This window comes from Campylobacter jejuni, from assembly GCF_001457695.1.
GTDB lineage: Bacteria > Campylobacterota > Campylobacteria > Campylobacterales > Campylobacteraceae > Campylobacter_D > Campylobacter_D jejuni.
Genome location: NZ_LN831025.1, coordinates 493,004 through 505,928 on the forward strand (window position 1 = coordinate 493,004; position 12,925 = coordinate 505,928).

13 protein-coding genes are annotated in these 12,925 nt (G+C 31.5%); all 13 read left to right on the plus strand.

What is annotated here, in order from left to right; genetic code table 11:
- The 13 genes from oorA (at position 1) to fliD (ending at position 12,921) form a co-directional block, all read left to right on the plus strand.
- Positions 1-1,125 (plus strand): 2-oxoglutarate synthase subunit alpha, encoded by a 1,125-nt coding sequence (gene oorA / locus AT682_RS02595; protein WP_002858560.1) that lies wholly within the window; start codon positions 1-3, stop codon positions 1,123-1,125.
- Positions 1,126-1,971: a 2-oxoglutarate ferredoxin oxidoreductase subunit beta gene (oorB, locus tag AT682_RS02600; protein WP_002854895.1), complete on the plus strand. Its 846-nt coding sequence runs from the start codon at positions 1,126-1,128 to the stop codon at positions 1,969-1,971.
- Positions 1,968-2,525: a 2-oxoglutarate:acceptor oxidoreductase subunit OorC gene (gene oorC / locus AT682_RS02605; RefSeq protein WP_002864641.1), complete on the plus strand. Its 558-nt coding sequence runs from the start codon at positions 1,968-1,970 to the stop codon at positions 2,523-2,525. Before oorB ends, oorC begins: the two co-directional genes overlap by 4 nt.
- A 138-nt stretch (positions 2,526-2,663) precedes the next feature.
- Positions 2,664-2,927 carry a DUF2018 family protein gene (locus AT682_RS02610; RefSeq protein ID WP_004306844.1) on the plus strand — a complete coding sequence of 88 codons (264 nt, stop codon included), beginning with the start codon at positions 2,664-2,666 and terminating at the stop codon, positions 2,925-2,927.
- 2 nt (positions 2,928-2,929) lie between these two features.
- Positions 2,930-3,466, plus strand: coding sequence for a hypothetical protein (locus tag AT682_RS02615; RefSeq protein WP_004306843.1), 537 nt, complete (start codon positions 2,930-2,932; stop codon positions 3,464-3,466).
- 13 nt (positions 3,467-3,479) lie between these two features.
- A complete protein-coding gene (locus AT682_RS02620; protein WP_002861263.1) occupies positions 3,480-4,373 on the plus strand; it encodes a hexaprenyl-diphosphate synthase in 894 nt (297 codons plus the stop codon).
- On the plus strand, positions 4,373-5,671 hold the full coding sequence (hemA, locus tag AT682_RS02625) for a glutamyl-tRNA reductase (protein ID WP_002874862.1): 1,299 nt from the start codon (positions 4,373-4,375) through the stop codon (positions 5,669-5,671). The genes AT682_RS02620 and hemA overlap by 1 nt, the downstream gene beginning before the upstream one ends.
- On the plus strand, positions 5,655-7,364 hold the full coding sequence (proS, locus tag AT682_RS02630) for a proline--tRNA ligase (RefSeq protein ID WP_016818286.1): 1,710 nt from the start codon (positions 5,655-5,657) through the stop codon (positions 7,362-7,364). The genes hemA and proS overlap by 17 nt, the downstream gene beginning before the upstream one ends.
- Positions 7,361-7,750 (plus strand): FxsA family membrane protein, encoded by a 390-nt coding sequence (fxsA, locus tag AT682_RS02635; RefSeq protein WP_002868065.1) that lies wholly within the window; start codon positions 7,361-7,363, stop codon positions 7,748-7,750. Before proS ends, fxsA begins: the two co-directional genes overlap by 4 nt.
- Positions 7,747-8,670 carry a hydroxymethylbilane synthase gene (hemC, locus tag AT682_RS02640; RefSeq protein ID WP_002874860.1) on the plus strand — a complete coding sequence of 308 codons (924 nt, stop codon included), beginning with the start codon at positions 7,747-7,749 and terminating at the stop codon, positions 8,668-8,670. The genes fxsA and hemC overlap by 4 nt, the downstream gene beginning before the upstream one ends.
- A complete protein-coding gene (gene ubiD, locus AT682_RS02645) occupies positions 8,667-10,469 on the plus strand; it encodes a menaquinone biosynthesis decarboxylase (protein WP_004306840.1) in 1,803 nt (600 codons plus the stop codon). Before hemC ends, ubiD begins: the two co-directional genes overlap by 4 nt.
- Before the next feature lie 155 nt (positions 10,470-10,624).
- Complete coding sequence (flaG, locus tag AT682_RS02650; RefSeq protein WP_002804769.1) at positions 10,625-10,990, plus strand: flagella length regulator FlaG; 366 nt, start codon at positions 10,625-10,627, stop codon at positions 10,988-10,990.
- A gap of 2 nt (positions 10,991-10,992) precedes the next feature.
- Positions 10,993-12,921, plus strand: coding sequence for a flagellar filament capping protein FliD (gene fliD / locus AT682_RS02655; RefSeq protein WP_004306838.1), 1,929 nt, complete (start codon positions 10,993-10,995; stop codon positions 12,919-12,921).
- Positions 12,922-12,925 lie beyond the last annotated feature (4 nt).

Genomic DNA, 12,925 nt, shown 5'->3' on the forward strand with positions numbered 1-12,925 from the left:
ATGAGAGAAGTTATAGCAACAGGTAATGTTTTAATCGCCAAAGCTGCGATTGATTGTGGATGTAAATTTTTTGGAGGTTATCCTATTACTCCTAGTAGTGAGATAGCTCATGAATTAAGCCATATGCTTCCTGCAAATGATGGAACTTTTATACAAATGGAAGATGAAATTTCAGGTATTAGCGTGGCTATTGGTGCGGCAATGAGTGGAGTAAAATCCATGACTGCAAGTAGCGGTCCTGGAATTTCTTTAAAAGCAGAGCAAATAGGACTTGCATTTATTGCTGAAATTCCACTTGTGATTGTAAATGTTATGAGAGGTGGTCCTTCAACAGGTCTTCCAACTCGTGTAGCACAAGGAGATTTGTTTCAAGCTAAAGCACCAACTCATGGGGATTTTGCAAGTATTGCTATTGCTCCTGCAAGTCTTGAAGAAGCTTATACAGAAACCATTAGAGCGTTTAATTTAGCTGAAAAATATATGACTCCAGTATTTTTACTTATGGATGAAACTGTAGGGCACATGAATGGTAAAGCGGTTTTACCTGATTTAAAAGATATTAAAGTATATAACCGTAAAAAATTTGAAGGCGATAAAAAGGATTATAAACCTTATGCAGCAGGAGAAAATGAGCCTGCAACTTTAAATCCTTTCTTTACAGGTTATCGTTATCATGTTACAGGACTTCATCATGGAGATATAGGTTTTCCAACTGAAGATGGAGTTATAGTGAAAAAAAATATGGAAAGACTCATAGGTAAAATAAAAAACAATCAAGAAGATATTTGTACTTATGAAGAGTATATGCTTGATGATGCTGAATTTTTAATCATTGCTTATGGAAGCGTGAGTCGTTCAGCAAAAGAAGCTATACAAAGATTAAGAGAGCAAGGGATTAAAGTGGGGCTTTTCCGTCCGATTACTCTTTATCCAGTGGCTGAGAAAAAAATCGCTGAAGTTGTAAGCAAATTTAAAAAAGTAATGGTAAGCGAGCTTAATATGGGACAATATCTTGAAGAGATTGAAAGAGTAACTTCGCGTCGCGATTTTATTAGCTTGCACCGTGCAAATGGTCGTCCTATCACTCCAAGTGAAATTATTGCTAAGGTAAAGGAGAATATATAAATGGCTTTTAATTATGATGAATATCTAAGAGTAGATAAAATGCCTACTCAGTGGTGCTGGGGATGTGGTGATGGCGTTGTTTTAAAATGTATTATCCGTGCGATAGAAAAACTTGGTTGGAATATGGATGATGTTTGTCTTGTTTCAGGTATAGGTTGTAGTGGTAGAATGAGTTCTTATGTAAATTGCAATACAGTTCATACAACTCATGGTAGAGCCATAGCTTATGCAACGGGTATTAAATTAGCCAATCCTAGTAAACATGTTATTGTGGTAAGTGGAGATGGGGATACTTTAGCAATTGGTGGAAATCATACTATACATGGTTGTCGCAGAAATATTGATTTAACCCACATTGTGATCAATAATTTTATCTATGGACTTACGAATTCCCAAACAAGCCCAACCACCCCAAAAGGTTTTTATACAGTAACAGCTCAATTTGGAAATATTGACCCTAATTTTGATGCGTGTGAATTAACTAAAGCCGCAGGAGCTTCTTTTGTGGCAAGGGGCAATGTGATAGAAGCTAATAAGCTTGAAAATTTAATTTACAAAGCTTTAGCACACAAGGGCTATAGTTTTGTAGATGTTTTTTCAAATTGTCATATTAATCTAGGTAGAAAAAACAAAATGGGTGAAGCTGTGGCTATGCTTGATTGGATTAAAAATCGTGTTGTGGATAAAGCTAAATTTGAAAGCATGGATTTTGAAGAAAGAAAAGATAAGTTTCCAACAGGAATTTTACATGAAGATAATTCTCAGCCAGAATATTGTCATGCTTATGAAGAAGTGCGTCGTGCGGCTAAAGAAAAAAGAATGGTGGATTTAGGAGCTTTAAAATGAAATATCAATTAAGATTTGGCGGTGAAGGCGGACAAGGTGTTATCACCGCAGGAGAAATTTTAGCAGAAGCAGCCATTAAAGAAGGTCGTCAAGCTTTTAAGGCTTCTACTTACACTTCACAAGTGCGTGGTGGCCCTACTAAGGTGGATATTATCATTGATGATAAAGAAATTTTATTTCCTTATGCTGTAGAAGGGGAAGTAGATTTTATGCTTTCGACTGCAGATAAGGGTTATAAAGGTTTTCGTGGGGGTGTAAAAGAAGGAGGTATTATAGTTGTAGAGCCAAATTTAGTACATCCTGAAAGTGAAGATTATAAAAAATGGCAAATTTTTGAAATCCCTATTATTACCATAGCTAAAGATGAGGTAGGAAATGTGGCTACTCAATCAGTTGTTGCACTTGCAATTGCTGCTTATATGAGTAAATGTATAGATTTAGATGTTTTAAAAGAAACTATGCTTCATATGGTTCCTGCAAAAACTCGTGATGCAAATGCTAAAGCTTTTGATCTGGGTGTAAAATACGCCACTCAAGCAAAACCACATTCATAATAAATTCCGCATCATGCGGAATTTAACTTCTAAAATTTTACACATTGCAAATAAAATTTAAATTTTAATTATTTTAATTTAGCTACTTTTAACGATTAAAATTTTATAATCAAAAACTTATATTTTCAAGGAAAATTAATGGATTTTTTTGATGAAATGTTTAATAAAACTCCAAAAGAAAAATTTATAGAAATTATACAAAATGGAAATTTAGGAGCCTTAGAAAAAGTTTTTGAGGAATTTTTTGCTGATCATATTGCTATGGTGGAACTTTTGGAAAAACAAGGTCTAACAGAAATGGATGTAAAAAATTTCATATTAGAAAATGGTGATTTTATAGAAGAAAGGCAAAATGATATTTATATAGAATTGGGCACAAAAATTTTAGGACACGAAGGCTAAAATTGTTTAAAATAAGCCCTTGTTTAATTTATATTTTTTTTATTTTTAGTAATGTTTTAGCATCTGAACCAACTTTTGATTATACTTATAAATTTATACTTAAAAAAGATGAGAGAGCTAGTGTGCAGATTAAAGAAATAGGCTATGAAGATAAGGTACAAAATTTTGATTTTTATTGGACTTTGTTTGATAATACTAATATCATCGTACATTCGAAATTTCGCAAATATCCGCGTCAATTTGTGATGAGTTTAAGAAGAAATTTAGATTGGGTAACTCAAACTTTAATACCTGATTATACTAATCCACATATTGATAGAGCAAGACTTATTTTAGAATTTAGTGGTTATAATAAAGGTTTGGCAACTTTTACGGTTTATATAGAAGATAAGGAATCTCGCTTAATGGTAGAATTTTTAGATCCGAGAAAAAAAGCTTTACAAAATCCACCGCAAAATAATCAGGTTGTTCCTATGATTAATTTTAACGAACCTCAGGTAAAACCATTAACAAGCAAAGAAAATAATAATAGCAATTAACAAGGAAAAGATAGTGCAAAAAATAGATGAATTAATAAAACAGTTTTTACAAGAGCTTGGCTATGAACCTATTTTAAATATGCTTTCAAATGTAAAATCAGGAAAGAAATTACGCTCTAAATTATTATTAGCTATCGCAGATGAGAGTGAGATTGCTTTTAAAATTTGTGCGGCTATAGAATTGATACATCTTGCTAGTTTGTTACATGATGATATTATCGATGAGAGTGAATTAAGGCGTGGAGCAAGATCTGTTAATGCTGAATTTGGTACAAAAAATGCTCTTATGTTGGGCGATATTTTGTATTCAAAAGCCTTTTATGAATTAAGCAAAATGGATGCTAGATTTGCAAGTATTATTTCAGATGCTGTTGTAAAGCTTGCTATAGGCGAACTTATGGATGTTGATTTGGGAGAGAAATTTAATATCAATAAAGAAGCTTATTTGAAAATGATCTATAATAAAACAGCTGTTTTGATTGAAGCAAGTGCGAGATGCGGAGCTATTTTGGCTGGATTATATGAAAAAGATTTTGCAGAATATGGTAAAAATTTAGGACTTGCTTTTCAGATGATTGATGATATTTTAGATATTAAGAGTGATGAAAAAATTCTTGGAAAACCTGCTATGAATGATTTTAAAGAGGGTAAGACTACCTTACCTTATATTTATCTTTATGAAAATTTGCAAGAACAAGATAGGATATATTTGCAGACTTTATTTAAAAAAGATTTAAATGAAAATGAAAAAGAGTGGCTAAAAACTAAATTTGAAGAACAAAAAGCTTTAGAAAAAGCTATTTTAGAAGCTAAAACTTATGCAAAAAAGGCTAGTAAAGCGATTGAAAAATATGATAATAACAAGCTTAATGATATTATTAAAGCTATGATAGATAGGGAATTTTAATGTATTATTGTATATCTTTTACTCATAAAAATACAGATATTGCCTTAAGGGAAAAGTTAAGCTTTTTCAATGAAGCTAAAAAAAGTGAGTTTTTAAAAATCATTAGCACTCATGAAAATATTGAAGAATGTTTGGTTATAAGTACTTGCAATCGTGTTGAAATTGTTGCTTTTGTAAAAATGGCTTGTGCGGAGTTTATTGTTAAATCTTTGGCTTTGCTTTGTGATGTGGATAAAGATATTTTACTTGAAAAAGCTGATATTTTTGAAGATAGTGGAGCAATCCATCATCTTTTTTCCGTAGCAAGTTCTTTGGATAGTTTGGTGGTTGGAGAAACTCAGATAGCAGGGCAATTAAAAGATGCCTTTGCTTTTGCAGTAAAAAATAATTTTTGCGGAGTACATCTTTCAAGAGCAGTACATAGTGCTTTTAAATGTGCTGCTAAGGTACGCAATGAAACTCAAATTTCTAAAAATCCTATCTCTGTAGCTAGTGTTGCCGTGGCAAAAGCAAAAGAACTTGCAGATTTAACGCAAAAAAAAGCTGTTGTTATTGGAGCTGGAGAGATGGGAGAACTTGCGGCAAAACATTTAATTGCTGCGGGTGCTAAAGTGATTATTTTAAATCGTGATTTACAAAAAGCTAAAGATTTGTGTGAGAGACTTGGTGTTTTAAGCGAATATGATAGTTTAGAAAATTTAAAAAAATATTTAAATCAATACGAGTTTTTTTTCTCAGCTACTAATGCACCAAATGCTATTATTACAAATTCTCTAATAGAAGAACTTCCTTATAAAAGGTATTTTTTTGATATTGCAGTTCCAAGGGATATTGATATCAATGAAAATGAAAATATATCTGTTTTTGCCGTAGATGATCTTGAGATTGTGGTTCAAAAAAATTTAGCACTAAGAGAACAAGAAGCTCGTATGGCTTATGGGATAATAGGTCGTGAAACAAGTGAATTTTTTAGGTATTTAAACGATTTGGCTTTGATGCCTATTATCAAAGCCATACGCTTGCAAGCTAAAGAATATGCAGATAAACAACTTGAAATTGCGTTAAAAAAAGGATATTTGAAAAAATCTGATAAAGAAGAGGCTAGAAAGTTGATTCATCAAGTTTTTAAGGCTTTTTTACACACACCTACTGTGAATTTGAAACATTTACAAGGTAAAATGCAAAGCGATACAGTGATTAATGCTATGCGTTATGTTTTTGATTTACAAAATAATCTTGAAGGTTTAAATCAATATAAATGTGAATTTGATATGGAGAATAATGATGAGATTTACTAAATTTTATGCACCAAGTTTAAAAGAAGCACCAAAAGATGCGAGTTTGCCTAGTCATATTTTTTTAACGCGTGCGGGTTTTGTAGAACAAATTGGCAGTGGACTTTATAATTTCTTGCCTTTGGGAAAAAGAGTTTTAGATAAGATTAAAAATATAGTTAAAGAAGAAATGGATAAGGCTGGAGCACAAGAAGTAAATCTTAGTTTTATCACTCCTGCAAGTTTGTGGCAAGAAAGTGGGCGTTATAATGTTTTTGGAAAAGAACTTTTGCGTTTTAAAGACAGAAAAGAAAATGAATTTGTTTTAGGTCCAACACATGAAGAAGCTATGCTTTCTTTGGTAAAAAACAAAATCACAAGCTATAAACAACTTCCTTTGCATTTATATCAAATTGGACTTAAATTTCGTGATGAAGCAAGGCCTAGATTTGGGCTTTTAAGATGTCGTGAATTTCTAATGAAAGATGGATACAGTTTTCATGCTAATGAAGAAGATTTAGGGCGTGAGTTTGAGCTTATGTATAAAACTTATTCTCAAATTTTACAAAGAATGGGGCTTGATTTTAGAGCAGTTGAAGCTGATAGTGGGGCTATTGGTGGAAGTGGTTCTAAGGAATTTATGGTTTTAGCAAAAAATGGAGAAGATGATATTTTAATTTGTGAAAATTGTGATTATGCGGCTAATGTTGAAGCTGCAAAAAGAGCTAAAAAAACTTGTCAAGATGAGCGTCCTGAAGCAAATTATGCGAGTAAATTTCACACTCCAAATATTAAAACTATAGATTCTTTAGCACAATTTTTTAAAATCAATGCTTTTTATACGATTAAAGCAGTGGTAAAAAAAGCTATTTACGAAAATGAAAGCAAATTAGTTGTGTTTTTTATAAGAGGAAGTGATGATTTACAAGAAATCAAGGCTCAAAATGCTTGTAGTGCCCTTGAACTAGTCGATGCGAGCGAAGAAGAATTAGAAAAAGCTGGTTTGGTAGCTGGTTTTATAGGTTTTGTGGGATTAAAAGATGTAGATTTTTATATAGATTTTGAGCTTGAAAACGAAAAGCAGATGATTATGGGTGCGAATGAAAAAGATTATCATTTAATCGGCATTGATGTTGTAAATTTAAACAAAGATCGTTTTAAAGATTTGATTGAAGTTAAGGAAGGGGATTGCTGTGCTAAATGTGGAGCAAAATTAAAACAAAGCAAAGGTATAGAAGTAGGGCATATTTTTAAACTCGGACAAAAATATTCTAAAGCGATGAATGCAAATTTTTTAGATGAAAATGGCAAAAGCCAGCCTTTTTACATGGGATGTTACGGTATAGGTGTTTCACGCTTATTGGCTGTAGCTATTGAAGCAAATCATGATGAAAAAGGATGTATTTGGAATAAAACTTTAGCTCCTTTTGTGCTTGAAATTATTATTTCAAATCTCAAAGATGAAAAGGCTTTAGAATTTGCTAATAAGCTTTATGAGGATTTAACTAATCTTGGATTAGAAGTATTGCTTGATGATAGAAATGAGCGTTTTGGGGTTAAAATGAATGATTTTGAACTTATGGGTTTTCCTTATGCATTAGTTATTGGTAAAGGATTAGAAAATAATGAAATAGAGTTTATCCAAAGAGAAGGTTTGATAAAAGAACTTATAAAAACTGATGAACTTATGGAAATTCTTAAAAAGAAAGTGTTATGAATTATAAATTAAGTTTAAGCCCTTTATTTGTACTTGAAATTATTGCAAGTATACTTTTTATAGTGTTTTTTGGTTTTGGTAATTTTTTATTTTTCATACTTTTGAGTATGATTTTTGGTGCGGTTTTATTGGGAATTTTTTGGAAAAATATGCTTGAATTTCAAATGGGCGGCTTAAAGGATATGTTAACACAATTTTCTTTTGTTATTGCAGGGTTTTTACTTATTTTTCCAGGGATTATTACAAGTGTTTTTGGAATTTTTGTATTTTTCTTTGGTATTGCTTTGAAATTAATAACTAAATCAAAATATCAATACACCAAGCAAGAGTATCAAAATTCTAATGAAGAAATTATTGATGTTGAAATTATAGAGGATAGAAAATGAAGCTTATTATCGCAACAAGAAAAAGTCAATTAGCTCTTTGGCAAAGTGAGCATGTAGCCCAAATTTTAAAAAATACACATCAAATTGAAGTGCTTTTAGAAGGTTTTAAAACAAAAGGCGATGTTTTGCTGGATTCTCCTTTGGCAAAAATTGGTGGTAAAGGACTTTTTACAAAAGAACTTGAAGAAAGTATGTTAAGAAAAGAAGCACACTTAGCGGTGCATAGTTTAAAAGATGTGCCTAGTTTTTTTCCTCAAGGTTTAGTTTTGGCGGCGGTAAGTAAAAGAGAGCAAAGCAATGATGCTATGCTAAGTCAAAATTATAAAGATTTTCTTTCTTTGCCAAAAGGTGCAAAAATAGGCACTACTAGTCTTAGACGCAAGATGCAGCTTTTATTGTTAAGACCTGATTTAGAAATTGTTTCTTTGCGTGGTAATGTTAATTCTCGTATAGAGAAATTAAAAAATAATAAATTTGATGCGATTATTTTAGCTATGGCGGGAATTAAACGCTTAAACTTAGATAAGCAAGTGAATTTTGTTTATGAATTTAGTAAAGATGAGCTTATTCCTGCAGCTTCTCAAGGAGCTTTAGGTATAGAAAGTATAAATGATGAAAAAATTTTAAAACTTTTAAAATGTTTAAATGATGAAAATGCTTTGATTGAAACAAGCATTGAAAGAGAATTTATTGCTACTTTAGAAGGGGGTTGTCAAGTTCCTATAGGTATTAACGCAGAGCTTTTAGGAGATGAAATTTGTGTGCGTGCGGTACTTGGACTACCCGATGGAAGTGAAATTTTAAAAGATAAAAGAATGATTAAAAAGAATGATTTTAAAGGTTTTGGGGAGAGTTTGGCTAAGGAGTTTATTGCTAAAGGTGCTAAAGAACTTTTAAAAAAAGCTGAGAGTATGATATGAAAGAATTTATTCAAATTTTAAAAGAAAATGATCTTTTAAGGGTAATTGAAGAGCCTGTAGATGTAGATCTTGAAATCGCTCATTTAGCTTATATAGAAGCTAAAAAAGGAGAAAAAGGTAAGGCTTTATTATTTAAAAATCCTATAGATAAAAAATTAAATAAACAATATAAATTTCCTGTTTTGATGAATACTTTTTGCAATGAAAAGGCTTTAAATTTAGCTTTTGGGCGTGATTATGAAGAGGTGGCTGAAGAAATTTCAAAACTCACCAAGCTTCATATTCCTACGAGTTTTAAAGCAAAAATGGATTTTTTTATGAATTTGTTAAGTTTTAAAAATGTTCCTCCTAAAAGACTGAAAAAAAATAAAGCCTTGTATGATTATGAAATTTTAAACTCCCTTGAAGAACTTCCCATGCTAAAAACTTGGGAAGATGATGCGGGTAAATTTATTACCATGGGGCAAGTTTATACACAAAATTTAGATAAAACTCAAAATAATCTTGGAATGTATCGTTTGCAAATGAGTGATAAAAATGAACTTTTAATGCATTGGCAAATTCATAAAGATGGAGCAAATTTTTATCACGAATACAAAAATGCTGGTTTTAAAAAAATGCCTGTAAGTATAGCCATAGGTGGAGATCCGCTTTATATTTGGTGTTCTCAAGCACCTTTACCTAAGGGAATTTTTGAACTTTTGCTTTATGGTTTTATTAAAAAAACTCCTGTAAAACTTACTCCTTGTGAAAATGGTATTTTTGTGCCTTATGATAGTGATGTAGTTATTGAAGGTTATGTGGATTTAGAAGAGTTTAAAATCGAAGGTCCTTTTGGAGATCATACGGGTTTTTATACTCCTGCTGAACTTTTTCCTGTGATGAAAGTAGAAAAAATTTATGCTAAAAAAGATGCGATCTATCAAGCAACGGTTGTAGGGAAACCTCCTTTAGAAGATAAGATCATGGGGCTTGGTACTGAAAGAATTTTTTTACCCTTGCTTCAAACTTCGGTGCCTGATTTACTTGATTATAATATGCCTGAAAATGGAGTCTTTCATAATCTTATCTTAGCAAAAATCGATGTAAAATATCCTGCTCATGCACAACAAATTATGCATGCATTTTGGGGAGTAGGGCAAATGAGTTTTGTTAAACATGCAATTTTTGTAGATAAAAATGCACCTTCTTTGAAAGATTATGATGCTTTAATTCCTTATATTTTAAATCGTTTTGATGCGGAAAAAATTTTAATTTCAGAAGGAATTTGTGATCAATTAGATCATGCTTCGCCTAATTCTTGTTTTGGGGGTAAAGCAGGACTTGATGCTTGTGAAGAAATACAAGTTGAAGAGCTTGAAATTTTAGAAGATGAAAAATTACTAGAACTTTTTAAAACTAAGGTAGAACTTTTAAATTTAAAGCAATTTTATAAAGAAAGTAAAAGTCCTATAGTTTGTATTTTGCTTGATAAAAAAGAAAAAATCGAACAAAGTTTTGACAAACTTTTAGAATTTAAAAAACATTTTAGGATTTTAGTATTTTTAGATGCTGAAAATAAGCTTGAAAATTCTTATATGCTTGTTTGGCGTGTGGTAAATAATATAGATGCTAAAAGAGATATTTTTATCAAAGAAGAAAGACTTGGAGTAGATGCAAGTGCTAAAGGTGAAGCTGAGGGTTATTTAAGAGCTTGGCCTAAGCAAACAGATTGCACTAAAAGCGTGATAGAAGATTTGATCTTGCGTAATATTTTAGAAAATAATCCAGATCTTTTTAATAAATTTGAAATTTTTTAAGATAATTGAGATTTATTTTAAAATTTTGGCACAGTTTTTGCTTATTATTTTTTATTATTGAAAAATAAAATTTTCTTTATAGGTGTTCATAAATTTATAAATTTGTCGATATAAGCTTTTAACTAGCAATAGGAAATTTTAAAAAGGATTTTAAAATGGAAATATCGAAGGCAAATGGGCAAATGGATACAGCTTTGGCAAACATTAGCCAAAGAACAAGTGAGACACAGGCTAGTTTAAACATTCAAACCGATAGAAGTCAAAGCCAAGGAGGCGATGATGGACAGCAACGAGGTGTGAGTGAAAAGTTAGCTGATATTGCAAAAAAGTTAAATGAGCAAATGGATTCTCTAGATACCAATGTTCGTTTTGGTTATAGTGATAAAATCGGTTCTATGTATATTAGCGTGACTGAAAAAAGTACTGGAAGGGAAATCCGTCAAATTCCTAGCGAAGAAGCTATGAGATTAGCTGAGTATTTTAGGGATGTGATAGGAATGATATTTGATAAGGAGAGTTAAAAATGGCATTTGGTAGTCTATCTAGTTTAGGATTTGGTTCTGGGGTTTTAACTCAAGATACTATAGATAAATTAAAAGAAGCAGAGCAAAAAGCTCGTATTGATCCTTATACTAAAAAAATTGAAGAAAATACAACCAAACAAAAAGATTTAACAGAAATCAAAACTAAATTACTAAGTTTTCAGACGGCTGTTTCATCATTAGCTGATGCTACGGTTTTTGCGAAAAGAAAAGTTGTAGGAAGTATTAGCGATAATCCTCCAGCAAGTCTTACGGTTAATTCGGGTGTTGCTTTACAAAGCATGAATATCAATGTTACTCAACTTGCACAAAAAGATGTGTATCAAAGTCAAGGATTGGCAAATGACGGTGGTTTTGTTAATGCACAATTAAATGGAACTGCCGATCTTACTTTTTTTTCAAATGGCAAAGAATATACTGTTACGGTAGATAAAAACACAACCTATAGAGATTTAGCTGATAAAATTAATGAAGCTAGTGGAGGAGAGATTGTCGCTAAGATTGTAAACACAGGAGAGAAAGGCACTCCTTACCGCTTAACTTTAACCAGTAAAGAAACAGGCGAAGACAGTGCGATAAGTTTCTATGCAGGAAAAAAAGATGCGCAGGGTCAGTATAAAAGTGATTTAGAGGCAGAAAAAATATTCAAAAGTCTTGGATGGGAATTAGATACAACGAGTTCTATTGATCCAGCTAAGGATAAAAAAGGTTATGGTATTAAGGATGCTTCTTTGCATATCCAAACTGCGCAAAATGCAGAATTCACACTTGATGGTATTAAGATGTTTAGATCAAGTAATACTGTTACCGATCTTGGTGTAGGAATGACTTTAACTTTAAATAAAACAGGTGAAATTAATTTTGATGTACAGCAAGATTTTGAAGGTGTGACAAAAGCCATGCAAGATTTGGTGGATGCTTATAATGATTTAGTAACCAATCTTAATGCTGCAACTGACTATAATAGTGAAACTGGAACAAAAGGAACTTTACAAGGCATCAGTGAAGTAAATTCAATACGCTCAAGCATTCTTGCTGATTTGTTTGATTCTCAAGTTGTTGATGGAACTACTGAAGATGCAAATGGTAATAAAGTAAACACTAAGGTTATGCTTTCTATGCAGGATTTTGGCTTAAGTTTAAATGATGCAGGCACTTTGAGTTTTGATTCTTCTAAATTTGAAAAAAAAGTTAAAGAAGATCCAGACTCTGCTGAAAGTTTTTTTTCAAATATTACTAAATACGAAGACATTAATCACACAGGAGAGGTAATTAAGACAGGAAGTTTAAGTAAATATCTTAATTCCAATGGAGGTAGTGCTAATGGTTTAGATTTTAAACCAGGAGATTTTACCATAGTTTTTAATAATCAAACATATGATTTATCTAAAAATTCTGATGGTACTAATTTTAAATTAACAGGAAAAACAGAGGAAGAATTGCTTCAAAATTTAGCTAATCATATAAACAGCAAAGGTATTGAAGGTTTAAAAGTTAAGGTTGAATCTTATGATCAAAACAATGTTAAAGGGTTTAAGTTGAATTTTAGCGGAGATGGTAGCTCAGATTTTTCAATCAAAGGAGATGCTAACATTCTCAAGGAATTAGGTTTGTCTGATGTAAATATAAGCTCTAAGCCTATAGAAGGTAAAGGTATTTTTTCAAAATTAAAAGCCACGTTGCAAGAGATGACTGGAAAAGATGGTTCAATTACAAAATATGATGAGAGTTTGACAAATGATATTAAATCATTAAATACCTCTAAAGACTCAACTCAGGTTATGATTGATACAAGATATGATACAATGGCGAATCAATGGTTGCAATATGAGAGTATTTTAAATAAACTCAATCAACAGCTAAATACTGTAACTAATATGATTAATGCGGCAAACAATTCTAATAATTAAGGAT